The organism is Nocardioides cynanchi (assembly GCF_008761635.1).
Lineage (GTDB): Bacteria > Actinomycetota > Actinomycetes > Propionibacteriales > Nocardioidaceae > Nocardioides > Nocardioides cynanchi.
Window position 1 is genome coordinate 3,205,354 of record NZ_CP044344.1, and the last position, 24,066, is coordinate 3,229,419.

Genomic DNA, 24,066 nt, shown 5'->3' on the forward strand with positions numbered 1-24,066 from the left:
CTTCGTGGGGGGTACGACGCGGGGGCGCTCGTCTTTGAAAGCAGGGCGGGCGCGTGCCCCCGTCCATGCACGTGCTGGCGGGAGACATCTGGCGTGAGCTCCGACGGGCCCGAGTCGATCTTCGACGTGGAGTTCCGCGCGGTCACCAAGAGGTTCGGTGACCTGACCGCGGTCAACGCCGTGTCCCTGCGGGTGCACCAGGGCGAGTTCCTCTCGCTGCTCGGCCCGTCCGGCTGCGGGAAGACCACCTCGCTGCGGATGATCGCCGGCTTCGAGCAGCCCGACGAGGGCGAGATCCTGATCGGTGGCGTCGACGCGGTCGGCACTCCGCCGTACAAGCGCAACGTGAACACGGTCTTCCAGCAGTACGCGCTGTTCCCGCACATGACGATCCTCGACAACGTCGCCTACGGGCTGAAGCAGAAGGGCATCGGCAAGACCGAGCGCTACGGCCAGGCCCGCGAGGCGCTCGAGCTCGTGCAGCTGACCGGCCGCGAGAAGCACAAGCCGACGATGCTCTCCGGGGGCCAGCAGCAGCGGGTCGCTCTGGCCCGGGCCCTGGTCAACCGGCCCCGGGTGCTCCTGCTCGACGAGCCGCTCGGCGCCCTCGACCTCAAGCTCCGTAAGGAGATGCAGATCGAGCTGACCCGGATCCAGCAGCAGGTCGGGATCACCTTCATCTACGTCACCCACGACCAGGGCGAGGCGCTGTCGATGTCGGACCGGATCGCGGTCATGTCGAACGGCGTCATCGAGCAGCTCGACACCCCCAGCGAGATCTACGACCGGCCGCTGACCGCCTTCGTGGCCGACTTCATCGGCGAGATGAACTTCCTCGAGGGCGACATCACGGCCACCTCGGCCGGTGAGTTCGACCTGGTGACGTCGACCGGGGTGGTGGTGCGCGGCCGCGGAGACGCCACCAACCGCACGCGCGCCCGGATCGGGATCCGCCCGGCCCGCCTGAGCATCGTCGCCGGGCAGGCGACCGGCTCGGCCAACACCGCCAAGGCGGTCGTCGACTCGAAGATGTATCTCGGGGACGAGGTCCAGGTGGTCGCCACCCTCGACGGCGGCACCCGGATGCTCATCCGTGAACAACGCGCCGGCACCGACGACTCGCACGACGCGATCCGTCCCGGCGACCCGATCACCATCCAGTGGGAGCGGACCGCTCCGGTCCTGCTGGCCGAATCCCCGGACCAGGCCCCGACCGAAGGTGACAGCCATGAGTGACCAGCCCGAGCAGCTCAACATCCTTGCGCCCATCGAGACCAAGTCGAAGATGGACGCTCTGCACCGCACCGTGGAGCGCGCGGCCGGCCATCCGATGTCGCGCCGCTCGGCGCTCGGGCTCGGCGGCCTGATGCTGCTCTCGGCCTGCGGCAGCACTTCCACGGGCCAGACCAACCCGGGCAGTGGCACCTCCACCGGCGCCGGCGGGCTGGCCGGAAGGCCCCTGGAGAACCATCTCGAGATCTTCAACTGGTCGGAGTACGACGACCCGTCGACGTACAAGAAGTTCATGGCGCTGCCCGACGAGTCGAAGGCCGGGCTGAAGATCCACGAGACGTACTACTCCTCCAACGACGAGCTGCTGGCCAAGCTCAACGCCGGCGGTACGACGTACGACATCATCGCGCCCAGCCAGAACGCCGTCGCGCAGCTGATCCAGGAGAACAAGCTGCTGGCGATGGACCCGACCCTGATCCCGAACCTGAAGAACCTCGACCCCTCGTTCCTCAAGGCGTCGTACGACCCGACCGGGCAGTACCACGTGATCAAGGACTACGGCATCACGATGATCTACTACAACAACCAGGTGATCACCGAGAAGCCGCAGACCATGCACGACTTCTACGCCCTGCTTCCGAAGTACGTGAGCAAGGGCCGCACCAACCTGCTCGACGGCGCCGAGGAAGTCGTCCCGCTGGCCCTGATGGCGCTGGGCCTCGACCCCAACACCAGCAGCAAGTCCGACTTCGATGCCGTCACGAAGTACCTGATGTCGTTCCGCAAGGGCGTCACCACGATCTCCTCGTCCTCCTACATCGACGACGCGATCGCCGGGAAGATCATCCTGGGCCAGGGCTGGAACGGCGACGTCCGCCGGATCGTGCAGGGCCGGAAGAAGCAGGGCGACATCACCGCGGTGCTGCTGCACGACACGTCGGAGATCTGGTCCGACAACTGGTGCATCCCCTCGACCGCGCCGCACCCGGTGGCCGCGCACGCGTGGATCAACTGGCTGTGCACCCCGTCGACCGCGGTCACGGAGATGGAGTACCACAACTACGGCATCCCGATCCCGGCGGCGCTCTCGCAGCTGCCGGCGTCGCTGGCCAAGGACCCGCTGTTCAACGTGCCCACGAGCTACACCGACAACTACAAGTACATCCTCAACGTGAGCCCGCAGGTGGTGCAGGAGCGGACCAAGATCTACACCCAGTTCCGCGCGGGCTGATGGCGTCGGCCCAGGACGTGCTCGGGCCGGGGCCCGGCCCCGAGACCGGGTCCCGTCGACCACGGCGGACCCGGCGGCGGTCGTTCAGCCCGCGCTACCCGGCCTGGCTGACGACGCCGTCGGTGCTCTACTACGCGATCTTCTTTCTGGGTCCGTTGGCGATCCTGGTCGCGTTCTCGCTGGCGACCCAGACCGGCTTCAACGCGATCTCCTACGGCTTCGACACCAGCCAGTACCACCTGGTCCTCGACTCGCTCTACCTCAAGATCTTCTGGCGCACGCTGGTGATGGCGGGGATCGGGTCGTTCCTGACGATGGTCGTCGGCTACCCGATCGCCTACTGGATGGCGCGCTATCTCACGACGTACAAGCTGCTGGCGCTCCTGCTCGTGCTGGTGCCCTTCTGGACGTCGTTCCTGATCCGCACCTACGCCCTGAAGATCATCCTGGACTCCCAAGGGCTGCTGGCGAAGTACACCGGCATCGACATCATGTACACCAAGTACGCCGTCGGTGTGGGGCTGGTCTACAACTACCTCCCGCTGTTCATCATCCCGGTCTTCGCCTCGCTCGAGCGGATGGACTGGTCGCTGGTCGAGGCGGCGACCGACCTCGGGGCCAAGCCCTTGAACGCGTTCCGCCAGATCACCCTGCGCCTCACCCTGCCCGGCGTCGTCACCGGTGCGCTGCTGGTGTTCATCCCGATGTCGGGGGAGTACATCATCCCGAACATCCTCAGCGGCGGTGGTTACCAGTTCGTCGGCAACGTGATCGGCGACCAGTTCTCCTCCGCGCAGAACCAGCCCTTCGGCTCCGCGATGTCGATCAGCCTGATGATCGCCCTGTCGGGCTTCGTCGCGCTCTACATCCTGTTCGCGACCAAGGAGGAGAGGTTCGGTGCCTAGACCCCGCAGGATCCTGACCGCCAAGCGCGGCTTCACCCTCTGGGCGATGGCGGTCTTCGCCTTCCTCTACCTGCCGATCGCGGTGATGGCGCTCTTCGCCTTCAACAAGCCGTCGCCCGCGGCGCTCGCCGACTTCCACGGCTCCAACGTCTGCGACATCCCGCCGTCCCAGCTGGGCAACCTGACCGTGTGGAACGGCTTCACCACCTGCTGGTTCAAGGTCGGGCTGCACGACCCGACGTACATCCCGGCGATCGAGACCAGTGCGAAGATCGCGGCCTCGGCGGCGATCGTCTCGACCCTGCTCGGGCTCGGAGCGGCGCTGGCCCTGGCCCGGATGCACAAGGTCGTGCGGGTGCCGTTCGACGCCCTGGTCTACATGACGCTGGTCGTTCCCGAGATCGTGATCGCGGTGGCGTCGCTGATCTTCTTCGTCCAGCTGCCCCACTACGTCAGCTTCTTCCCACCGCTGGGTGCGTGGACCATCTTCTTCGGGCAGGTGGTCTTCGGCGCCTCGCTCGCGATGCTGATCATCCGGGCCAGGTTCGTCGGCATGGGCGACACCCTCGAGGAGGCCGGCTACGACCTCGGTTCGGGGCGCTTCTCGACCTTCCGGCAGGTCACCCTGCCGCGGCTGTTCCCGGCGATCATCGCGGCCACCCTGCTGTCGTTCACGTTCTCCTTCGACGACTACGTGCTCCCGGCCTTCACCAACGGCACCACCAACACCTGGCCGATCGTGCTCTACTCGGCGGTCCGCTTCGGGATCACGCCCGCCGTCAACGCCCTGGCCACGCTGATGCTGGCGGTCACCATCGTGGTGATCGCCGCGACCGGCCTTGTCCTGCGACGCGCGCGGACCCCGGCCGGGGTGGGGTCGGGGGAGTCGGACGGTGTCGGCGCCCAGCTCGGCCTCGGCTGACCCGGTGCCCCGTTCCGTCGCGCCGCGACGGGCGATAGTTTCGTAGCAGCAAGCCCCGAGCCAGGAGATGTGTGATGACCCAGACCCAGACCTCCCCGACCTACCAGATCCTCAACCCGGCGACGGGCGAGGTGGAGCAGACCTTCGAGACGGCGACCGACGCCGAGGTGGAGGCAGCGCTCGCAGCCGCGCACACGGCGTACGACGCCTGGAAGGACGTCCCGATCGAGGAGCGGGCGGCGGTTGTCCACCGCGTGGCCGCGCTGTTCCGGGAGCGCCAGGACGAGCTCGGGGCGATCGCGACCAAGGAGATGGGCAAGCCGCTGAGCGAGGCCGTCGGCGAGGCGGACTTCTGCGGCGACATCTTCGACTACTTCGCCGACGAGGGCCCGACCCTGGCCGCCGACCAGCCGATCAAGACGTTCTCCGGTGGCAAGGCCGTCGTGCAGAAGCTGCCGATCGGCCCCCTGCTCGGGATCATGCCGTGGAACTACCCCTTCTACCAGATCGCCCGCTTCGCGGCGCCCAACCTGATGCTGGGCAACACGATCATCCTCAAGCACGCCGAGTCGGTGCCGGGCTCCGCCCTGGCCGTCGCCCAGCTGATGAAGGACGCCGGGGTGCCCGAGGGCGCCTACATCAACCTCTTCGCCTCGCACGAGCAGATCGAGACGATCATCGCCGACCCGCGGATCGCCGGGGTCTCGCTGACCGGCTCCGAGCGAGCGGGCGCGGTGGTCGCGGCGATCGCCGGCAAGAACCTCAAGAAGTGCGTGCTCGAGCTCGGCGGCTCCGACCCCTACGTGATCCTCGACACCGACGACGTGGCGGCCGCTGCCGACACTGCCTGGGAGACCCGGATCAGCAACACCGGACAAGCCTGTAACTCCAACAAGCGGATGATCGTGATGGACGACGTCTTCGACGGCTTCGTGGCACGGCTGACCGAGCATGCCAAGGACCTGCGCCCCGGCGACCCGACCGCCGAGGAGGACGGCACGTTTGCGCCGCTCTCGTCGCGCCGGGCCGCCGAGACCCTGGCCGAGCAGGTGCAGGACGCCGTCGACAAGGGCGCGACCCTGCACGCCGGCGGGGTGCTGGGCGACGGTCCCGCGGCGTACTACTCGCCGGCCGTGCTCACCGGGATCACCCCGGAGATGCGCGCCTATCGCGAGGAGCTGTTCGGCCCGGTCGCGGTGGTCTACAAGGTGTCCTCCGACGACGAGGCGCTGGCCCTGGCCAACGACACGCAGTACGGCCTCGGCGGTGCGGTCTTCAGCACCGACCCGGACCGCGCGGCCAGGATCGCCCAGCGACTCGAGGTCGGGATGTCCAACGTGAACACCCCTGCGGGCGAGGGTGCCGAGGTGCCGTTCGGCGGCGTGAAGCGCAGCGGCTTCGGCCGCGAGCTCGGCCCGCTCGGGATGGACGAGTTCGTCAACAAGCGGATGTTCTACGTCGCGGACTGACCGAGGCTGCCGGGCCTGACCCCGTCAGGCCAAGGCGTCGGCGAACTCGCAGAAGGCGTCGTAGGCGCGCGGGCCGTGGATGGTGGCGGGGCCGCCCTTCATCAGGAAGGTGACGCCGATCGCCTCGGCGGCCTCCTGCTTGCTGGCGCCGGCCTTGGCGGCTGCCTGGGCGTGCGAGGCGATGCACCCGTCGCAGCCCTCGACCACGCCGATCGCCAGGGCGATCAGCTCCTTGGTGCGGGCGTCCAGGGCGCCGGGTGCGAAGGCCGCCTGGTGCAGCGCGCCGAAACCGAGGTAGACGTCCGGCACCGCGCGGCGCAGCTCGCGGTGCAGAGGGTTGAGCTCGTGCAGTACGTCCTTGCCGTGCCCGTGGCCCTGCGTGCTGGTGGGGGTGGCGGTGACGGTCATCGTGTCTCCTCGGTGCGGTGTCTCGCGGATCTGCTTTGATACCCCGACGGGTATTCCACCAACTCTAGCGCATATACCCCTCTGGGTATGGCGGCGGCCACGATCCGCCTAGCCTGAGGCGATGCGGATCGACGACGTACGCCGGCTCGACCTCGGCTCGTTCGTGCGCCCGGCCGAGGAGACCGGGACGGGTCGGCCGGGGGTCGAGGCGGTCTACGGGTACGTCGTCCGGACGTCGGCCGGCGTGCTGCTGCTCGACACCGGCCTGGGACAGGCGGACGACGAGACGGAGGCGTGGTACCGCCCGCGGCGGGTCTCGATCGACGACGCGCTCGCCACGGCGGGGCTGGCGACCGGCGACGTCGGCCTGGTGGTCAACTGTCACCTGCACTTCGACCACATCGGGGCCAACCCGCGGTTCGCGGGCCGGCCGCTGTTCTGCCAACGTCGCGAGCTGGAGACCGCGCGGGCGGGCGACTACACGCTCCCCGGGCTGGTCGACTTCGCGGGTGCGTCCTACGAGCTGCTCGACGGGGAGGCGGAGGTCGCGTCCGGCGTGCTGGTGATCCCCACCCCGGGTCACGTCGACGGGCACCAGTCGGTGGTGGTGGTGTGCGACGACGGCTCGGTGGTGCTCGCCGGCCAGGCCCACGACACGGCGTCCCAGTGGTCGGCGGACGTGCTCGCCGCACGGGCCGGCGCCCTCGGGCACCGGCCGCCGCTGCCCGAGCCGAGCCCGTGGCTGGTGCGGATCCTGGAGCTCGACCCGCGCCGCGTAGTCTTCGCCCACGACGCGGCCGTCTGGTTCCCCTGAGTCGGGGCTAGGTGCTCGACCGCCCCGGCAGGGGTGGCCACCGGCGCGAGCGGGCCAGCCGTTCGGCGCGCTGCCTCCGGGTCGCCGGCGGCCGCGGTGGCACGACTCCGTCGACCTCGACGGCGGTACCGGCACGAGTGCCGGTCGAGTCGCGCGACGTCCAGGCCAGGCGGACCCGACGACCGCCCGGGCCCGGGGGTGACATCTCAGCCCGGGTCACGTGCACCTCGAGCCCCGACTCGTTCAGCGCCTCGGCCGCCAGCAGTCCGAACGCAGCCTCGTGCACCTCGTCGGGCAACCCGGAGTCGGGCAGGTCGGCCAGGAAGTCGCGGACCGGGCTCCGCGGGCTGAACGCGCCGAGCGGGCCGACCTCGCCGAAGAGCAGCTGCCGGACCGCGAGGCGGAGCATCTCGTCGGAGGTGTGGGTGCCGGTCGAGGTGCTGAACGAGCCACCGCGTACCGCGTGCCCGAAGGTCTGCTCGGGACGGCGCTCGAACACGATCACCAGCTCTGCCCCGTCGTCGGCGCCGGTGCGCTCCACCGACACCACCCGGCCGGTCAGGGACCGGCCCGACCAGGTCAGCCGCCTGCCGGGGTTGTTGAAAGTGGTCGGCCGCAGCCCCTCGATCGCGGTGGCGACCTCCTCCGACGCCGGTCGGGCCATGAGGGTCAGCCGCACGTGGGACTCGACGGGCGTGGTGGTCCGGAAGACGACGTTCCCGAGCTTGACCCACACCGCCGCTTTGTCGGCGGCCGGCGCCGCGGCGTCGATCACGAGGGTCATGGGGTCATTGTGCTGCCGCCGGGGCCGGGCCGCCCCGGCGACCGGTCAGCGGGTCTCGCCGCTGACCTCACCGGTCACCTCGCGGGCCCAGGCAGCGTGCTCGCGACGCGCCCAGCGCAGCGGCACCCGCCCGGTCCGGATCCCGGTCAGCGCGTCCGGGTCGCGCAGTGCCATGCCGATGTGACCGACCACGAGCAGGCCGACGGCCAGGGCGAACCAGTCGTGCACGAAGGTCGCGCCGCTGCGCCACGCCAGCGGGGTGAGGCGGGTGAGGTACATGACCGAGCCAGAGAGCAGCAGCACCCCGATCGAGCCGGCCGACAGCGACGCGTTCAGCTTCTGGCCGGCGTTGAACTTGCCGACCTCGATCCGCCCGTCCCGCCGGGTCCGGGACCGCAGCCACGCCCAGTCGCGGGAGGTGAAGCGGTTCAGCCGCCCGGCGTCGTCGCGGTAGGACCGGCTGGCGATGCCCGCCAGCAGCGGCACCGGCAGCGCGAGCCCCGACCAGAGGTGGGTCTGCTCGACCAGGTAGCGATGGCCCACGAGCACCGCGAGGGAGCCGTTGTAGAGCACCGCCGCGGTGAGGATGCAGACGATCATGAACAGGCCGGTCAGGCCGTGCACCCAGCGCACCGGCAGCGAGAACCGGTCGAGGTCACCCTCAGGTGCGCTCATCGATGCTCCGGCCGTTCGAGGCACCGACGAACCCGTCGACGTCGTACCCGCGGTGCTCCCAGTAGCCCTCGATCACGTGGTCGGTCACGTCGATGCCGGAGAGCCACTTGATGCTCTTGTAGCCGTACATCGGCGCGATGTAGAGCCGCACCGGACCGCCGTGGTCGTGACTGACAGGGCCCCCGAGCATCGACAGGGCGACGATGCAGTCGGTGAGCCGGGCCTGGTCGAGGGTCAGGCTCTCGGTGTAGGTGCCGTCGAAGGACAGCAGCCGCACCGCCTGCCCGGTCGGCTTCACGCCGGCCCGGTCGAGGACCGTCGAGAGCCGCACGCCGCTCCAGTGCACCTGCGGCACCCGCCACCCGGTGACGCACTGGAAGTCGCGAACGAGCTCGGTCTGCGGCAGCGCCCGCAGGTCGTCGAGGGTCAGCGTCAGCGGGCGGTCGACCAGGCCGCCGACGTCGAGGCGGTACGACGTGCCGTCACGGGTGGGCACCCCGCCGGTGACCGAGTAGTAGCGGAAGGTGTCGCCGACCGGGAGCAAGGAGGTCAGTCCGGTCGGGTCGCGGAGCTGGACCGGAGCCAGGGCCGAGGAGAGCGCGCTCTGGGCGCGGGTGCCGGTGACGATGCCGAGAGCGCCGAGGCCGAGCAGCCCCAGGGCGAGCCGCCGGCCGACCGGGGCCCCACCGTCCGCACCGTCTGCTGGCCGGCTCATGCAGCCACGGTAGCCGTCGGTCTCAACCGGGTAGGTTGGCGCGCATGAGCCGCACCATGAAGCTGGTCGTCGGAGTCCTGCTGATCCTGGTGGGCGTGGTCTGGACCCTCCAGGGCCTCGACGTGATGGGCGGGTCCGGGATGAGCGGACACGCGGTCTGGGCTGTGATCGGCCCGGTCGTCGCGCTGGTCGGCGTCGTCCTGGTCGCGCGCAGCCGGCGCACTCCTCCGGCAGGCGCGGAGCGCTGAGCGTGAGCCGGCTCGACGACGCCATCGGCTGGGTGGAGCAGCAGCTGCCCGCCCTGCTCGAGGAGTACGACGTACCGGCCGCGGCCGTGGCGATCCTGGCCGAGGGCGAGGTCGCGGACTTCGCCGCCGGAGTGCTGAGCCGGTCCACCGGGGTCGAGGCGACGGCCGACTCGGTCTTCCAGATCGGCTCGATCACCAAGCTGTGGACCAGCACCCTGGTGATGCAGCTGGTCGACGAGGGCCTGGTCGACCTGGACGCTCCGGTCCGCGACTACCTGCCCGACTTCCGGATCGCCGACGAGAGTGCGGCGGCCACGATCACGGTGCGTCAGCTGCTCACCCACACCTCCGGCTTCGAGGGCGACATCTTCACCGACACCGGCCGCGGCGACGACGCGGTCGAGAAGTACCTCGCCACCCTGCACGACGTGCCCCAGCTCTTCCCGCCCGGCGACCTCTGGTCCTACAACAACGCCGGCTTCGTGGTGCTGGGCCGACTGGTCGAGGTGCTCCGCGGCACGACGTACGACGCTTGCCTGCGCGAGCGGATCGTGGCCCCGCTGGGCCTCACCCAGGTCGCGCCGAGCCCCTACGAGGCGATCCTGCACCGGGCCGCCGTGGGTCACCTCGAGGCCGAGCCCGGCACCGGTTACGTGGCCGCGCCGGTCTGGGCGCTGGTGCGCTCCAACGCCCCGGCGGGCTCGATGCTGGCGATGACCGCGCGCGACCTGGTCGGCTTCGCGCGGATGCACCTCGCCGACGGCCAGTCTCCGGACGGTGCCCGCGTGCTCGCCGCAGGCACGGCTGCCCGGATGCGCGAGCAGCAGGTCGAGCTGCCCGACCTCGGCAACCTGGCCGCCTCGTGGGGTCTCGGGTTCGAGCGGTGGGAGACCTCCGACGGCCTGGTGGTCGGCCACGACGGCGGCACCATCGGTCAGGTCGCCTTCCTGCGGATCGTGCCGGAGGCCGATGTCGCGGTCGCGCTGCTCACCAACGGAGGGAACTCGGTCTCGCTCTACCGCGACGTGATGGGGCATCTGCTGGCCGAGCTGGCCGGCGTCCGCCTGCCGGCCCTCCCCGCCCCTCCCGCTGAGCCCGAGCCCGTGGACGCCGGTCGTTGGCTGGGCACCTACTCCTGCGACGTCGGCGACATCGTGGTCACCCAGGACGACGACGGCCGGGTCTGGGCGACCGAGACCCCGAAGGGGGTTGCCCTGGAGATGGGCGACGTCGAACGACGGTACGAGCTGGTCCTGCTCCGCGACGACACCCTGATCCGGCGTGAGCCGGAGCTCGGCATGTACCGCGTCTACGCCTTCCTCGGCGACGACGGCTCAGACCATGCGCTCTACGCCCACGTGGGCAGGGCGATCCGCCGCGCCACGGACTGATCCGCTCGGCCCAGGCGACCTGACGGCAAAGGCCAGGTGACGTACGGCACCTGCGCGTGACCCAACCGGTTCGGGCCCTGGACCGAATGACCAGTGTTCAGGCGCCGTTCCGGCGCCCCACCCCAGTCTCGCCAATCGCCAGAGGATGAGTGACTTCGTCATGCCCACCACCACCTTCACCAGTTCCAGTGCCAAGCGCCGCATCGCCGGGCTCGCCGGCATCGTCATGCTCGCGGTACCGCTCGCTGCCTGCGGCAGCAGCAGCCCGTCGGGTGCGCCGCAGCCGATCGCCCGCGTCGACTCGCTGACCGGCAACACCACCGCGATCGCCCTGGACAAGGGCTTCACCGACGCCCTGACCTCGCTCAGCGTGGCTCCCGGCGTGGTCGGCACGGCCAAGCTCGAGAGCGGTTCGGTGGTCTTCCCGATCACCGGCGGCAGCGTCCGCGTCTTCAAGAAGGGCGAGGTCGTCCCCTACGTGATCGGCGAGATCCAGCACGAGGGATCCGGGCTGTCGCTGACCGCTGACGGCACCGTCGTGAAGCTGACCAACTTCAACGTCGACCCGGGCGCGCAGCGGGTGTACGGCGACGTGACCGTGAACGGGAAGGTTGCAGCGACCAGCGCCTACCTCTTCACCCTGGACGGAGCGACCCTGAAGCCGCTCACGACCTCGGGCAACACGGCCACCCTGACCGGCACCAAGGTGGAGATCTCTCCGGTCGCCGCCCCGCTGCTGGACACGACGTTCGGCACGACCGCGGTCAAGCCCGGCCTGCTCGTCGGCATCGCGACCATCACGGTCAACACCACGCCCGGCAAGTAGCGCTCGCAGCCAACGCATCGTCACGAGGCCCGCCGGCAACCCGCCGGCGGGCCTCGTTGTGCGCCCATCTGCAACTCGAAAGTTGCAATAGGTGGAGAGGTTGTGCAACTCTTGAGTTGCAGGTATTCCTCACCACCGAAAGCAGGCACGACCATGGACGAGCACAGCTTCACCACCACCCTCTCCGTCGCGGCGAGCCCCGCCGAGACCTTCGCCGCGATCAACGACGTCCGCGGATGGTGGTCGCGCGACGTCGACGGGATCACCGACGAGGTGGGCGCGGAGTTCGACTACCGCGGCAACCAGGACGGCGTGAACCTCCATCGCGCCCTGATCCGGGTCACCGACCTGGTGCCGGGCGAGCGGGTGGTCTGGCACGTCGTGGACAACTGGATGGCCTTCATCGACGACCAGCGCGAGTGGACCGACACCCGGATCGTCTTCGAGATCACGCCGACGGCGGAGGGGTCGGAGATCCGGTTCAGCCACCTCGGGCTGGTGCCGTCGTACGAGTGCCACGACGTGTGCGTGGACGCGTGGACATTCTTCGTCCAGGTCAGTCTGCGTGACCTGATCGGCACCGGCCGCGGCGAGCCGATGGAGCGGCTGGCGTCGGCTCAGCCAACGGCGTCCTGACCGTCGATCCCGGTCAGCGCGGCGAGCCGGGCGACTCCGGCCGGGGCGTGGGTCCGCAGCCGCGTCAGCGCGGCGACCACCTCGGGAGAGTCGCTGAGTGCCGGCGGGACGCGTGCCGGGTTGATCGCGACGCTGTCGGCCCAGGCCTTGATGTCCGGCTCCGCTCCGAACGAGGAGGTGGCTCGGGTGCCCCTGACGTTCATCTTCGCCCAGTCCGCGAGGGTGTTGCCGAAGCGGGACGGCGGGCACAGCCGGTTCTTCTCCGCGTCGTCGGTGCGCGTCGCCTCGACGTACCCGGTCACGGCCGCGCCGAAGCAGGGGAAGCCTGCGCGGACCGGTTGCACAGTGATCGACTCGGGGGTCCAGACCGGGAGCAGCGGCGGGTTGCGGAGCCCGGAGGCAGCGCAGTGGACGACGACCGCGTCGGCGGCGAGGTCGACCGTGCCCCGGTCGAGGGTGAGCCGGCCCGGATCGACACGACGCACGTGTCCGAGGCGGACGACGCGCTCGATGCTCCGGAGCCTCTCCAGCTCCCACTGGCCGAGCGTGGGCGCTCTGGCCATCGTCGGGGTCACGGTCGGGTCGATCCGGATCATGACCCCGGCGCCCTCGAGGCGGAGGAAAACGTCGTCGAGGGTCGACCCCTCCGCCGCGGCCTGCATCATGTCCGCGGCCATGCCGAGGAACACCGCAGGGTCGGGCTGCACCACCGCTCGGTTGAGCATCCACGGGTCGCGCGGCCGCACCCAGCAGATCCGGTCGGGGTCGACGCCGCGCGTCAGCAGCCAGACGTTGGCGTCGGTCGCGGTCTTGCCCGAGCCGACGACGACGTACTCCTGGGGCGCCTCCTCGAGCCTCGGCAGCTCGTTGACGGGGATCACCCGGGCACCGCCGCCCACGTCGAACGGCGGCGGGGTGTGCGCCGGGATGTCGGGGGAGAGATAGCGGGCATCGACGATCCGGCAGTGCTCCGGCACCTCGAAGCGCTGCCCCGAGATCCTCGAGACGACCTGGCGGTCACCGGCGTACTCGGTGCCGGGGAAGAACTCGACCCGGCCGGTCCCGACCATCCGGTCGGTCAGCACCTGCCCGTAGTACGCACAGATCTCCGAGACGGTCGCCCGTTCGGACAGGCCCGCCTCCGGACCGCGCTGCTGGATCCGCCCACCACCCAGGACCGTCGACGCGACCCCGTAGAAGGACGACGCCTGGTGCAGCTGGACGAACGGATAGGCGTCGAGCCAGTGCCCCCCGACGCTGTGCCTCCGGTCGACCAGGGCGACGTGCACGTCGGCGTGGTCGATCAGGGCGTCGGTGAAGGCCATCCCTGCTGCGCCGGCTCCCACCACGAGGTAGTCGGCTTCGATCATGCGGGTCACCTCGACAGCCAACCATGCCCGGGTACGACGCGCACGAGATGACCTCGGCCGGGACGGGTCGGGACCATGAGCCCTGTCCGGCTCCCGCGTGCGGAGCGACGATGGAGACGAACCCGGGCAGTCGGCCTGGTGCCTGCCTGCCCGGTCGAACCCGAGGAGGTCGCACGATGAGCACGATGCTGGACAAGCCCGAGGTCACCGAGGCACGGATCGTCGGCCGCCAGGGCCTGATGATGCGGCCGCAGCTGTGGGGTGCCGTCGCGATCGCAGTCATGTGGGTCGCGGTGCTTTTCGTGAGCGTGTACGGCGGGGACGTCACCAGCGTGAGCACCGGCGCACAGTCGACGACCATCCCGTCGGCCGTCTTCGTCTCCTTCTTCGCCTTCCTCGCCACGGTGTCGGTCGCCAAACGCGCCTTCCGCGCCGGGGACCAGGCGAGCTGAGCGGACATCCCGATGTCTGCGCCCTCGCGGCGGCGCACCGTGACCCACCGCCCCGGTGGTGCCGGGCCTCGGGGCCACACCGCGATCCTGGTCGTGGCGGTGCTGAACGCCGTGGCGGCCGCCGGTGGGGCGTGGGGCCTGGCATCCGGTGCGATCGGCATCGGCCCGCGGCTGGAGGCCCGGCTGCCGTGGCACAGCCCGACGCTCGGCGGCATCGCGCTGCTGCTGCTGGTGGCGGTCCCGAACGCGGTGCTGGCCGGGCTCGCCTGGGGCGGCGACCGTCGTACCGGGCCGGTTTCCGTGGCGACCGGAGCCCTGCTGGTCGGGTGGATCGTCGTGGAGCTGGCGTTCCTGCGCGAGCTCAGCTTCTTCCACCCGCTCTACGTCTCGGTCGGGCTGCTGCTGGTCTGGCTGGGGCGGCGCGCATCTCCTCCCGCACGACTGTCGGGGTGGGACAGCGAGCAGACGGGTCCGGCTGGCTAGAGCTCCGCGCGCAGGAGGGCGGCGGCGCCGGCCATCGCCCGCATCTTGCCCTCGGCGCTGGCGCGGGGGAGATACTTCATCCCGCAGTCGGTGGCGATGGTGATCCGCTCCGGCGTGGTGAACGGAAAGGCGCGGCGGACCCGGGCGGCGACGGTCTCCACGGTCTCGACCTCGTCGTCGGAGAGGTCGATCACGCCCAGGATGACGGTCTTGTCCGCCAGGTCGGCGAGCACTCCCAGGTCGAGGTTGGACTGGGCGGTCTCGATCGAGATCTGGTCGGCCGAGCAGCCGGCCAGCTCGGGCAGGAACGAGTAGCCCTCGGGGCGCTCGTGGATGATCGCGGCGTAGCCGAAGCAGAGGTGCACGGCGGTGGTGCCGGTGACACCGTCGAGGGCCGCCTGGAGCGCGGCCAGGCCGTAGTCGCGCGCGGCGTCGGGCCGTGCCTGCAGGTAGGGCTCGTCGATCTGCACGATGTCCGCGCCGGCGGCGTGCAGGTCCTTGATCTCGGCGTTGACCGCGGCGGCGTAGGCCATCGCGGCCGACTCGAGGTCGGGGTAGTGGTCGTTCTGCGCCTGCTGCGACATCGTGAACGGCCCGGGCACGGTCATCTTGATCGGGTGGTCGGTGTGGGCCCGCAGGAACCTCACGTCGTCGACCTCGATCGGTCGTGGGCGCACGATCGGGCCGGCGATCCGCGGCACCGGGTTGGGGTGGCCGCTGCGGTCCAGCGCCTCCCCGGGGTTGTCGATGTCGACCCCCTCGAGCGCGGTGGCGAAGTGGTTGGAGTAGGACTCGCGCCGCATCTCGCCGTCGGTGATGATGTCGATCCCTGCCTCCTCCTGGGCGCGGATCGCCAGCAGGGTGGCGTCGTCCTGTGCCTGCTGGAGGTGCTCGGGAGCCACTCGCCACAGCTCGCGTGCCCGGACCCGCGGCGGGAAGCGTCCGGCCAGCTTGGCGCGGTCGATCAGCCAGTCCGGCTGGGCGTAGCTGCCCACCAGCGAGGTCGGCAGCAGGGGCGGGCGGGACGTCGTCGTGGTCACCCGTCGGACCCTACTTCCCCGGGCGCGGGACACTGAGGCATGACCGGAACGACGCGGGTGCTGGTGGTGGGGCTGGGCACGATCGCCCGCACCCACCTCGGCGCGTTGTCGCGACGGCCGGACGTCCGGGTCGTGGCCGGCGTGGACCCGGCCCTGCCGACGCTGGACCTCCCGGTGTACGCGAGCCTCGACGCAGGTCTGGAGGCCGAGCCGGATCCCGACCTGGTGGTGATCGCGACGCCGACCGAGACCCACGTCCGGCTGGTCCGCGAGGTGGCGGACCGGACCGACGCGCTGGTGCTCTCCGAGAAGCCCTTGGCCACCGGCCCGGCCGAGCTCGACACCCTCGCCGACATCGCCGACCGGGTCCGCGTCGCCCACCACTTCGCGTTCTCCCCGGAGGTGGAGTGGGCCCTGCGGCACGTCCGCGCCGCCGGCTGGCGGGACCCGGTCGGCGTCGTCAGCACCTTCCACGACGCCTACGCCGGCCTGCCTGCCGTCCGGCTGGCGAGCCACGTCTCGTCGTGGGTCGACTCGGGCCCCAACCAGCTCAGCCTTCTCGCGCCGTTCCTCGGACCGTGCCAGGTGGTGACGCACGACGACCGGACCGACCGCGCCGTGACCGTCCTCGACCACGGCTCCGGCCACACCCTGCTGACCTCGAACTGGCTGGCCGCGGACACCTCCAAGCAGACCGTGATCGAGTACGCCGACGGCCAGGTGCGGATGGACCACACCTCGATGACCGCCAGCGTGCTGCGCGACGGGATGGTGGTCGAGCACGTCGGGTACGCCGGCTCGGACGCTCGCAAGGAGGCGCACTACCGCGGGCTGTACGACGTGCTCCTCACCGCCCCGGGCGACGAGCGTCTCGGCGTCCCGCTGGCCGCCGACATCGCCCGGCTGCTGGAGGCGGCGGCCTCCGCGCCGCCGGGCGCGACCCGCTGGTCCTCGATCCCTGACGCAACAGGGTGCCGGGGTGTGCGACCGTGTGCCGGTGCCCACGCCGATCGGTCCCGTCGACCGGTTCCAGCGCCGCCACCGGATCCTGGGCCTCCCGATCGCCGTGGTCTACAAGTTCTTCGACGACCAGGGCGGCTATCTGGCGGTGGTGCTGACGCACTACGCACTGGTCGCGATCCTGCCGCTGCTGCTGATCGCGTCGTCGGTGCTCGGCTTCGTGCTCGAGGGCCATCCCGACCTGCAGCAGCAGATCCTGACCTCGGCACTCGCCCAGTTCCCGATCGTCGGCGACCAGCTGGGACGCCCGGGCGGGCTGCGGGGCAGCACGTCGGCGATCGTGATCGGCAGCCTGGCCGCGACGTACGGCGCCGTGGGGCTCGGCCAGGCCGCGCACAACGCGGTCAGCACGGTCTGGGCGATCCCCCGCAACAGCCGGCTGAACCCGATCATCAGCCGGCTCCGGAGCCTGGTCTGGCTGGTCCTGGCCGGGCTCGCCCTGGTCTTCATCGCGGTGGTGAGCAGCCTGTCGGGCCAGGTGCAGCTCTTCGGCGTCGACCTCGGAGGCGACCTGCGCTGGGTCATCCTGGGCGCGACGGTCCTGGTCACAGCAGCAGTGCTGGCGCTGATGATGCGGCTGTCGACACCCGAGCGGGAGCGGCTGCGCGACGTGGTCCCCGGCGCGCTGGTGATCGCGCTGCTCTGGCAGGGTCTCCAGGTGCTCGGGGGTGCCTACGTCTCGCACGTCATCGCCAACGCCAGTCAGATGAACAAGGTGTTCGCGGTCGTGCTCGGTCTGGTCGCCCTGCTCTACATCGCCAGCGTGATGGCGATGCTGGGCCTCGAGGTGAACGTCGTGATCGCCAAGCGCCTCTACCCCCGGGCCCTGCTCACGCCGTTCACCGACGCGGTCGAGCTCACCGACGCGGACCGCAGGGTCTACCGCGAGTACGCCCAGGCCCAGCGCCACAAGGGCTTCGAGCGGGTCCAGGTCACCTTCGACGACCCGCCCCAGCAGACCTCCGAGGATCCGAGCACCGACCCGGTCGACTGAGGCTCAGCGCGCGTAGCGCCGGCAGCACCTCGCAGGCACAACGGCCGGGTGAGGGGGGTCTTTCGGTCATGGCCCGGGCGGAGGCGCGCCCCTTCACTGGAGGTACGACGTGTGAGAGGAGGGGCGCGGTCGATGACCACGACGCCCGCTGGACCGACCCTGCCCCGCTCGGTGGACTACACCCAGCGGCCGATGCTGGTGTTCTGGGAGGTGACCCGCGCCTGCCTGCTGGCATGCCGGCACTGTCGGGCGTCGGCCGCCCGGGACCCGCTGCCGGGCGAGCTGACCGGCGCCGAGGGTCGGGCCCTGATCGAGCAGGTCGCCGCGTTCGGCCGACCGCACCCGATCCTCGTGCTCACCGGTGGCGACTGCCTGCTGCGGGAGGACGTCTTCGACATGGTGGCCTACGCCGACCGGCTCGGCATCCCGGTCGCGATGTCGCCGTCGGTGACCCCGATGCTGACCCCGGAGGCGATCACCCGGATGGTCGACGCCGGCGTGAAGGCCGTCTCGCTCAGCCTGGACGGTGCGACCGCGGCCACGCACGACGGGGTGCGCGGCATCCCCGGCCACTTCGACCAGACGGTCCCGGCGATCCAGGCGCTGGTCGCGGCCGGGCTCAAGGTGCAGATCAACACCACCGTGATGCAGGCCAACCTCGACGAGCTAGCCGACATCGCTGCCCTGATGGCCGAGACCGGCGTGGCGATCTGGGAGGTCTTCTTCCTGGTGCACGTCGGCCGTGGCACGGCCACAGGAGCGATCACCGCCACCGAGCACGAGTACGTGTGCCACTTCCTGTTCGACGCCTCGCACTACGGCTTCACCGTGCGCACGGTCGAGGCGCCGTTCTTCCGACGGGTGGTGGTGCAGCGCCGCGCGGGCGAGCCGGCGCCGGGCACCACGTCGTACCTCCGGATGCGCGGGCGGCTGGTCGAGCGTCTCGGCCCGCCGCAGGGCCGGTCGTCGGCGCACACGGTGTCCACGCGCGACGGCAAGGGGATCGTGTTCGTCAGCCACGACGGCGAGGTCTACCCGGCCGGCTTCCTGCCGCTGCCGCTGGGCTCGGTCCGCGACCGGCCCCTGGCCGAGATCTACCGCGAGAGCCCGGTGCTGCGCAGCATCCGGGCGGCGGAGTTCGGCGGCCGCTGCGGGCGGTGCGAGTACGCCGACCTGTGCGGCGGCTCACGAGCGAGGGCGTACGCCGACACCGGCGACCCGCTCGCCGAGGACTCCGCCTGCGTCTACCAGCCCGTCTGACCGGCCCCGGTCACGACCACTCGTCGGGTCCCGGGACGAGCCCGTCCCACGACCAGCGCCGCAGCGTCAGCCCGTCGGGGACGTCGTCGGGTGAGACCGGGTAGCGAGACATGACGGTGCGGGTCGCCCACGCGAAGTAGTCGTGCAACGCCCGGCCGAGCGCCTGGTCGGCATCGAGCCCGAGGTCGCCGAGCGCCTCGTCCCAGCACCGGATGGCGCGGTTGTCCATGTCGGTGTGCTCCCCGTCGCCCGAGTGCAGGCGGACGACGTCGCTCTCGGCGCCGTAGGTGTCGGTGTAGGTCGGTGGGCCGCCGAGCGCCTCCCCGAGGTAGGCCGCCAGCCGGGGCGTGTGGTCGTCCTTGAACCCGTGGCTGAACGCGTGCGAGACCACCTCGTCGGCCAGCACCCGACGGTGCCACGCCTCGGCCAACCGGAGCATTCCCTCGTGGCCGCCGGCTGCGTCGTACAAGCTCTGCATGGCAACAGACTGGCAGGCAGGGGTCGTGGATGCCCCATATTGGGCCCATGTCCACCACCACCGACTCCACCCCGCGCGTCCACCCGGTGACCGCGCGGATGCTCTCCCAACGCGCCGGGAGCGTCCAGCTCAAGATCGCCGACGCGATCACGTCCTTTGCGGGCTCGATGGTCTTCGTGTACCTCCACGCGGCCGTCTTCGCGCTCTGGATGCTCGCGTTCGAGCACAGCCCGTGGCCGACGCTCACCCTGATCGTGTCGCTGGAGGCGATCTTCCTGTCGACGTTCGTGCTGATCGGGCAGAACCGTCAGGCCGCCTTCCAGCAGGCCAAGGCCGACCACGACTTCGTGGAGTCCGAGCTCGAGCTGAAGACCAACACCGAGCTGACCCGGCAGATCCACACGTTGACCACCGAGCTGCACCGCCGGGTGGTCACGGAGGGCCGGGCCTGAGCCGGCGTCGTCGGTGGGCTCAGCCGCCGACGGGTCGCCACATCAGGGTGACCACCGATTGGTCGAGGACAGCCTCGAACCGGCCGATCGCGGCGTAACCGTGCCGGGCGTAGCGGGCGTCGTTGCGGGGGTTGGTCGACTCGAGGTACGTCGGGACGCCGGCGTCGTCCCACCGCGTCAGGTCGGCGGCGAGGTGGGCCATGCCGTACCCGTGGCCGGCGCGGTCCGGCCGGGTCGCGAGCAGGCTCAGGTAGGCGTGCGGTCGGTCGACGGGGCGGGCGCGGCCGAAGCGCTCCCACAGCTCGAGCATCGCCCCGGCCTTGTCCGGCGGCAGGAGCTGCTCGACCAGGTGTCCGGCCTCGGCCTCCTGCTCCTCCGACAGCTCGCTCTCGCCGGGCGGGATCCACACCGAGACCGTCCCGGCGCCCTCGCCGGCGTACACCGTGTCGAAGCGCAGGGCGCCCTCGACGTAGATCCGCCAGAACGGTCGGGTGTCGACCTCGGGTGTCTCCGCGACCCCGAGCGCGACGCTCCACACCGGGTCGCCGCGGAACGCCTGCGCGATCGTGTCCGTGGCGGCCGCGACCTCGGCGGCCGTGACCGGGTGCGGGTCCATGCCGAGATGCTAACCGGCTTCCTCGGTGGTCCAGCGGAGTCGAGACCGCACCCGTCTCGGTGGGTCGAGCCGAGTCGAGACCGCACCCGTCTCGGTGGGTCGAGCGGAGTCGAGACCGCACCCGTCTCGGTGGTCGAGCGGAGTCGAGACCGCACCCGTCTCGGTGGTCGAGCGGAGTCGAGACCGCACCCGTCTCGGTGGGTCGAGCGGAGTCGAGACCGCACCCGTCTCGGTGGTCGAGCGGAGTCGAGACCGCACCCGTCTCGGTGGGTCGAGCGGAGTCGAGACCGCACCCGTCTCGGTGGTCGAGCGGAGTCGAGACCACGTCCCTCTCGCCCTCGATGCCGCGGTCTTCGACTCCCGGCTCTTCGCGCGTCGTGGCCCGGTCGACACCGCCCGGTCCGCCTCCCTGGATCTGGCCGCCTCGACTTGTTCGCGGACTGGGGCAAGGCTGCCAACGCGTCACACCGCCGGGTGTCGGCGCGGTCTCGCCCGGGTCTCTCCGCCTCGAGCCGGCACGGGCACCTGGTCACGTCATGCCTCAGCTGTCGATGGCGGCGGTGCCCGACAAGATCGCAGCGATGGCTTCAGCCAGGCCGTGGGGATTCTGCAGGCCCATCGCGTGCCCGGTGTCGGGGACGCGGAGGTAGGTCACCCCGAGCTCGCGCAGCCCAGCCTCGAACTCCGGGTCGGGCTCGCTGAGCTCGCCCTCGAGGTACCACAGCCGGGCTGAGAGGCCAGCAAGCAGCGACCGAGCCGACGGGTCGTGCCCGTCTCGCATGGACACGTCCGAGCGGTAGACCGCCCTCGGCTCGAGAAGCTGCGTGAGGCCGAGGTGTACGGCAGGGACTCCCGCGGGGTCGCTCTCCGCGCTGCTCCGCTGCGCTGCGACCAGCTCCATGAAACCGCTGGCGACGAACTCCTCCTCGCTCTGCCCCTCGAACACCTCCTCACCGTGCGGGTCGACCGTTCCCTCGACCATCACCAGTGTCTCCACGACATCCGGTCGCGCAGCCGCTACCCGGATCGCTATCTCGCCGCCCATGCTGTGCCCGACCAGGGTGCATCGCTCGATCCCGAGTCCGTCGATGAGCTCCACCACAGTTCTGGCGTGGTCGACCAGCGTGTAGGAGAAGCCATCGGGTTTGTCGCTGTAGCCGTGCCCGAGCAGGTCGACGAGCAGAGACCGTCGCTCACGCAGGGGTGGCTGCACGGCAGCCGGCAGCAGCTCTCCCGTCGACGAGCACTGCCAGCCATGGATCCACACCACTGGTGGTCCGCTGCCGGGCAGGTCGAGGAGCCGAAGGAACCACCCGTCCGAGACCCGAAAGGCCTTCAGCCCACCGTGATCAGGCATGCGTCTCTCCGATCGCTACCCGAGAGCCCATCCCAGGTCCACGACGCTACCCCCGTGCAACCCCTCCCGGAACAGACAGCTGTCCTCGTGGTCGGGGTCGTCCGCGGCCGGCTGGGCGTAGCATCGTCGCGGTCGGATCCGAGCGGCCCGGGAGGTCGCCTGCGTCATGCCGTTCTGGGGGCGGGGGGCGTCGGCGGGCTGCTCGCCGCGGCGCTGTCTCGCTCTGGGTGCGAGGTCGTCGCGCTGATGCGCGAGTCGAGCCCGTCGGGTTATCCAGGCGCCGCCCGGACATCTCTACCTCGGTCGTCGACCGCCGGGAGAGGCCGGCCGTCCGCACCGTGGACGACGCACCCGAGGATCTCGGTACCGATGGGTGACAAGGGGTCGCCCCGCGGCGCTGGTCGCGGCAGACGTGGTTAGCCTTGCGGTGATGAACGCACCGGTCCCAGGGAACCGCTACGGCAGCCCGAACGTCGCCATGAAGATCCTGTGGTCGCTCGTGGCGCTGGCCATGATCGTCCTCGGTGCGATCTGGACCTTCGCAGCCTCGGGCGCCGCCCAGTCGTTCGGCCCCGTCGTGGCGGGGCTCGGTGTTGCCCTCGGCTACGTCGTACTGATCCAGAAACGGCACTGACCGAGCGCGACGTACACAGGTCGCGCGTTGGACAATGAGGCGTGGTCCAGTGGCGCGGCTCGGTCTCCCGGGAGCTGGCGCGCCTGCGTCGAGACGGGCGGGCCTCGCTGCTGTGGTCGTTGCGGATCACCGTCGCCGCCACGGCCAGCTACCTCGTGGCCTCGCTGGTCTTCCCCAGCAGCCAGCCGCTGCTCGCACCGCTGACTGCGATGCTGGTGGTGCAGGTGACCCCGATCTCGCTGCTCGCCAGTGGCCTCGACCGCGTGATCGCGGTGGTGGCGGGGGTGGCGCTGGCGATCGGGTTCGCGGCCGTCGTGGCGCTGGAGTGGTGGAGTCTCGGCCTCCTCATCCTGATCTCGATCACCGTCGGCCAGTTCCTTCGGCTGCGGTCCAACCTCGTCGAGGTGGCGATCAGCGCGATGCTCGTGCTGGGGGTGGGAGCGATCGGCGCGGAGGCGGCGGCGTGGCAGCGGATCGCCGAGACCTTGGTGGGGGCGGCGGTGGGCATCATCGCCACGCTCGTCTTTCCGCCCAAGGTCGCCAGCTCCGATGCCGGCCGGGCGATCGACGGACTGGCCGACTCCGTCAGCGAGCTCCTGCTCCGGGCTGCCGCGGAGCTCGACGCCATGACCGAGCACGACCCGCATCGCCTCTCCGGCCTGTCCCGTGAATGGCTCGGTGACGCCCGACGCATCACCCACGACATCCCCGTCGTGGGTGCGGCCCTGCTCCGAGCGGAGGAAGGGCGGCGCCTCAACGTGCGTGCGGTGGGGACGCCGCATGTCGAGCCCGGTCTGCGGCAGGGCCTGGAGGCCCTCGAGCACACGGCGGTGGCGATCCGCGGTCTGATGCGGTCGGTGTCGGAGGCCTCCGACGGTGACTGGCTGGACCAGGACGTCGCGAGCACCGTGCTGGGCGACCTGGCCGAGACCTTCCGCAGGCTCGCGGCCGGCGCCGACGCCTTCGGCGAGCTGGTCCGCCACGAGGGCGACGTCCAGATCAGCCTGAGCCGGGGTGACATCGAGCGGCTCCGGGCCGCCCAGGACGGCATGCTGGCATCGCGAGTCCGCCTCGACGCCCCACTCGAAGAGTCCTGGCCCGCCGACGTGGTCGAGCTCTACGCCGCGACGCGCGCCACCGTACGACGTCTGCAGCACGAGCTGGGACTCGAGGAGCGGGTACGGCGCCAGCTCCGGCTCCTACCCGAACGGCGACCGCCCACCCGTCCCGGCGGTGGTCGACGCTCCGCCAGCGCAGCACCCGAGCCGACGAACGCCGACGACGAGACCCAGGTGCTGCCGTCGCTCGCTGAGGAGCCGCCCGAGACGCCACGGCGCCGCTGATCGGACCACCCGACGCACGAGGGGCCCCGACCGCGGTTGCGGTCGGGGCCCCTCGTGAGCGAAATCAGGAGACGCGGACGTTCTCGGCCTGCGGGCCCTTGGGGCCGGCGGTGACGTCGAACTCGACCTTCTGGTTCTCGTCGAGCGACTTGTAGCCGCCGGACTGGATGGCGGAGTAGTGGACGAACACGTCCTCACCGCCGCCGTCCTGCGCGATGAAACCGAAGCCCTTTTCGGCGTTGAACCACTTGACCGTGCCTGAAGCCATGATCTTGTCCCTTGTTCGTGCCGAGGGCGGTGTGCCCCCTGG

The 24,066-nt window shown here is 70.8% G+C and carries 28 protein-coding genes and 1 pseudogene; 19 read left to right on the forward strand and 10 right to left on the reverse strand.

The annotated features are described in order from the left end of the window. The first annotated feature begins 93 nt into the window (after nt 1-93). From E3N83_RS15455 to E3N83_RS15475, 5 genes are all read left to right on the forward strand, one after another. Nucleotides 94-1,236 (forward strand): ABC transporter ATP-binding protein, encoded by a 1,143-nt coding sequence (locus E3N83_RS15455; protein WP_202879239.1) that lies wholly within the window; start codon nt 94-96, stop codon nt 1,234-1,236. Further along, nucleotides 1,229-2,464 carry an ABC transporter substrate-binding protein gene (locus tag E3N83_RS15460; RefSeq protein ID WP_151084070.1) on the forward strand — a complete coding sequence of 412 codons (1,236 nt, stop codon included), beginning with the start codon at nt 1,229-1,231 and terminating at the stop codon, nt 2,462-2,464. The genes E3N83_RS15455 and E3N83_RS15460 overlap by 8 nt, the downstream gene beginning before the upstream one ends. After that, nucleotides 2,464-3,369: an ABC transporter permease gene (locus E3N83_RS15465; RefSeq protein WP_151084071.1), complete on the forward strand. Its 906-nt coding sequence runs from the start codon at nt 2,464-2,466 to the stop codon at nt 3,367-3,369. Before E3N83_RS15460 ends, E3N83_RS15465 begins: the two co-directional genes overlap by 1 nt. Then, the gene (locus E3N83_RS15470) at nt 3,362-4,291 is read left to right on the forward strand and encodes an ABC transporter permease (RefSeq protein WP_151084072.1); all 930 of its coding nucleotides are present in this window, start codon (nt 3,362-3,364) and stop codon (nt 4,289-4,291) included. Before E3N83_RS15465 ends, E3N83_RS15470 begins: the two co-directional genes overlap by 8 nt. A 74-nt stretch (nt 4,292-4,365) precedes the next feature. Then, nucleotides 4,366-5,760: an NAD-dependent succinate-semialdehyde dehydrogenase gene (locus tag E3N83_RS15475; RefSeq protein WP_151084073.1), complete on the forward strand. Its 1,395-nt coding sequence runs from the start codon at nt 4,366-4,368 to the stop codon at nt 5,758-5,760. A gap of 24 nt (nt 5,761-5,784) precedes the next feature. Here the strand turns inward: E3N83_RS15475 and E3N83_RS15480 are convergent, their stop codons facing one another. Further along, the gene (locus tag E3N83_RS15480) at nt 5,785-6,168 is read right to left on the reverse strand and encodes a carboxymuconolactone decarboxylase family protein (RefSeq protein WP_151084074.1); all 384 of its coding nucleotides are present in this window, start codon (nt 6,166-6,168) and stop codon (nt 5,785-5,787) included. A gap of 121 nt (nt 6,169-6,289) precedes the next feature. Between E3N83_RS15480 and E3N83_RS15485 the strand changes: the two genes are divergently transcribed. Further along, nucleotides 6,290-6,982 carry an MBL fold metallo-hydrolase gene (locus tag E3N83_RS15485; RefSeq protein WP_151084075.1) on the forward strand — a complete coding sequence of 231 codons (693 nt, stop codon included), beginning with the start codon at nt 6,290-6,292 and terminating at the stop codon, nt 6,980-6,982. Nucleotides 6,983-6,989: 7 nt separating this feature from the next. On the opposite strand, the gene E3N83_RS15490 is transcribed toward E3N83_RS15485, so the two are convergent. The 3 genes from E3N83_RS15490 to E3N83_RS15500 are packed head-to-tail and all read right to left on the reverse strand — an operon-like array spanning nt 6,990 to nt 9,156. After that, entirely contained in the window at nt 6,990-7,766 is a 777-nt protein-coding gene (locus E3N83_RS15490) for a hypothetical protein (protein WP_151084076.1), read from the reverse strand. Between the two features lie 45 nt (nt 7,767-7,811). Further along, a complete protein-coding gene (locus E3N83_RS15495) occupies nt 7,812-8,441 on the reverse strand; it encodes a cytochrome b/b6 domain-containing protein (protein WP_151084077.1) in 630 nt (209 codons plus the stop codon). Further along, nucleotides 8,428-9,156 (reverse strand): molybdopterin-dependent oxidoreductase, encoded by a 729-nt coding sequence (locus E3N83_RS15500; RefSeq protein WP_151084078.1) that lies wholly within the window; start codon nt 9,154-9,156, stop codon nt 8,428-8,430. Before E3N83_RS15500 ends, E3N83_RS15495 begins: the two co-directional genes overlap by 14 nt. A gap of 44 nt (nt 9,157-9,200) precedes the next feature. On the opposite strand from E3N83_RS15500, the gene E3N83_RS15505 reads away from it, so the two are divergent. The 4 genes from E3N83_RS15505 to E3N83_RS15520 all read left to right on the forward strand — a co-directional run bounded on the left by E3N83_RS15505 (nt 9,201) and on the right by E3N83_RS15520 (nt 12,257). After that, nucleotides 9,201-9,404 (forward strand): hypothetical protein, encoded by a 204-nt coding sequence (locus tag E3N83_RS15505; protein WP_151084079.1) that lies wholly within the window; start codon nt 9,201-9,203, stop codon nt 9,402-9,404. A gap of 2 nt (nt 9,405-9,406) precedes the next feature. Next, nucleotides 9,407-10,795: a serine hydrolase domain-containing protein gene (locus tag E3N83_RS15510; protein WP_151084080.1), complete on the forward strand. Its 1,389-nt coding sequence runs from the start codon at nt 9,407-9,409 to the stop codon at nt 10,793-10,795. Nucleotides 10,796-10,955: 160 nt separating this feature from the next. Continuing rightward, complete coding sequence (locus E3N83_RS15515; protein ID WP_151084081.1) at nt 10,956-11,621, forward strand: ABC transporter substrate-binding protein; 666 nt, start codon at nt 10,956-10,958, stop codon at nt 11,619-11,621. 153 nt (nt 11,622-11,774) lie between these two features. Continuing rightward, nucleotides 11,775-12,257 (forward strand): SRPBCC family protein, encoded by a 483-nt coding sequence (locus E3N83_RS15520; RefSeq protein ID WP_151084082.1) that lies wholly within the window; start codon nt 11,775-11,777, stop codon nt 12,255-12,257. On the opposite strand, the gene E3N83_RS15525 is transcribed toward E3N83_RS15520, so the two are convergent. Continuing rightward, nucleotides 12,239-13,627: an NAD(P)-binding protein gene (locus tag E3N83_RS15525; RefSeq protein WP_151084083.1), complete on the reverse strand. Its 1,389-nt coding sequence runs from the start codon at nt 13,625-13,627 to the stop codon at nt 12,239-12,241. The two genes, E3N83_RS15520 and E3N83_RS15525, sit on opposite strands and share 19 nt — an antisense overlap. Before the next feature lie 176 nt (nt 13,628-13,803). Here E3N83_RS15525 and E3N83_RS15530 point away from each other — a divergent pair, with 176 nt between their 5' ends. Together E3N83_RS15530 and E3N83_RS15535 are read left to right on the forward strand one after the other, a co-directional pair. Further along, entirely contained in the window at nt 13,804-14,079 is a 276-nt protein-coding gene (locus E3N83_RS15530) for a hypothetical protein (RefSeq protein ID WP_151084084.1), read from the forward strand. A 12-nt stretch (nt 14,080-14,091) separates the two neighbouring features. Beyond that, nucleotides 14,092-14,562, forward strand: a complete 471-nt coding sequence (locus tag E3N83_RS15535; protein WP_151084085.1) for a hypothetical protein — start codon at nt 14,092-14,094, stop codon at nt 14,560-14,562. Here the strand turns inward: E3N83_RS15535 and E3N83_RS15540 are convergent. Beyond that, entirely contained in the window at nt 14,559-15,602 is a 1,044-nt protein-coding gene (locus E3N83_RS15540) for a hypothetical protein (protein ID WP_202879241.1), read from the reverse strand. The two genes, E3N83_RS15535 and E3N83_RS15540, sit on opposite strands and share 4 nt — an antisense overlap. Nucleotides 15,603-15,641: 39 nt before the next feature. Here E3N83_RS15540 and E3N83_RS20365 point away from each other — a divergent pair. The 3 genes and pseudogenes from E3N83_RS20365 to E3N83_RS15555 form a co-directional block, all read left to right on the forward strand. Further along, nucleotides 15,642-15,965 (forward strand): annotated as a pseudogene (locus E3N83_RS20365) (Gfo/Idh/MocA family protein); the annotation flags it as partial. Between the two features lie 634 nt (nt 15,966-16,599). After that, nucleotides 16,600-17,616, forward strand: a complete 1,017-nt coding sequence (locus tag E3N83_RS15550) for a YihY/virulence factor BrkB family protein (protein WP_151084086.1) — start codon at nt 16,600-16,602, stop codon at nt 17,614-17,616. Nucleotides 17,617-17,748: 132 nt separating this feature from the next. Further along, nucleotides 17,749-18,876, forward strand: coding sequence for a TIGR04053 family radical SAM/SPASM domain-containing protein (locus E3N83_RS15555; RefSeq protein ID WP_151084087.1), 1,128 nt, complete (start codon nt 17,749-17,751; stop codon nt 18,874-18,876). A gap of 10 nt (nt 18,877-18,886) precedes the next feature. On the opposite strand, the gene E3N83_RS15560 is transcribed toward E3N83_RS15555, so the two are convergent. Then, on the reverse strand, nt 18,887-19,354 hold the full coding sequence (locus tag E3N83_RS15560) for a group II truncated hemoglobin (RefSeq protein WP_151084088.1): 468 nt from the start codon (nt 19,352-19,354) through the stop codon (nt 18,887-18,889). A 47-nt stretch (nt 19,355-19,401) separates the two neighbouring features. Between E3N83_RS15560 and E3N83_RS15565 the strand changes: the two genes are divergently transcribed. After that, nucleotides 19,402-19,806, forward strand: a complete 405-nt coding sequence (locus E3N83_RS15565) for a DUF1003 domain-containing protein (RefSeq protein WP_151084089.1) — start codon at nt 19,402-19,404, stop codon at nt 19,804-19,806. A gap of 19 nt (nt 19,807-19,825) precedes the next feature. Here E3N83_RS15565 and E3N83_RS15570 read toward each other — a convergent pair whose 3' ends face one another. Next, a complete protein-coding gene (locus E3N83_RS15570; protein WP_151084090.1) occupies nt 19,826-20,422 on the reverse strand; it encodes a GNAT family N-acetyltransferase in 597 nt (198 codons plus the stop codon). A 541-nt stretch (nt 20,423-20,963) separates the two neighbouring features. Next, entirely contained in the window at nt 20,964-21,779 is an 816-nt protein-coding gene (locus E3N83_RS15575) for an alpha/beta fold hydrolase (RefSeq protein ID WP_151084091.1), read from the reverse strand. Here E3N83_RS15575 and E3N83_RS20370 point away from each other — a divergent pair. The 3 genes from E3N83_RS20370 to E3N83_RS15590 are packed head-to-tail and all read left to right on the forward strand — an operon-like array spanning nt 21,678 to nt 23,756. Beyond that, a complete protein-coding gene (locus E3N83_RS20370; protein WP_420371830.1) occupies nt 21,678-22,199 on the forward strand; it encodes a 2-dehydropantoate 2-reductase N-terminal domain-containing protein in 522 nt (173 codons plus the stop codon). The two genes, E3N83_RS15575 and E3N83_RS20370, sit on opposite strands and share 102 nt — an antisense overlap. Nucleotides 22,200-22,209: 10 nt before the next feature. Next, on the forward strand, nt 22,210-22,413 hold the full coding sequence (locus tag E3N83_RS15585; RefSeq protein WP_151084092.1) for a hypothetical protein: 204 nt from the start codon (nt 22,210-22,212) through the stop codon (nt 22,411-22,413). Nucleotides 22,414-22,454: 41 nt separating this feature from the next. Then, nucleotides 22,455-23,756: an FUSC family protein gene (locus E3N83_RS15590; RefSeq protein WP_151084093.1), complete on the forward strand. Its 1,302-nt coding sequence runs from the start codon at nt 22,455-22,457 to the stop codon at nt 23,754-23,756. 64 nt (nt 23,757-23,820) lie between these two features. Here E3N83_RS15590 and E3N83_RS15595 read toward each other — a convergent pair whose 3' ends face one another. After that, complete coding sequence (locus tag E3N83_RS15595) at nt 23,821-24,024, reverse strand: cold-shock protein (RefSeq protein ID WP_151084094.1); 204 nt, start codon at nt 24,022-24,024, stop codon at nt 23,821-23,823. Nucleotides 24,025-24,066: the final 42 nt, after the last annotated feature.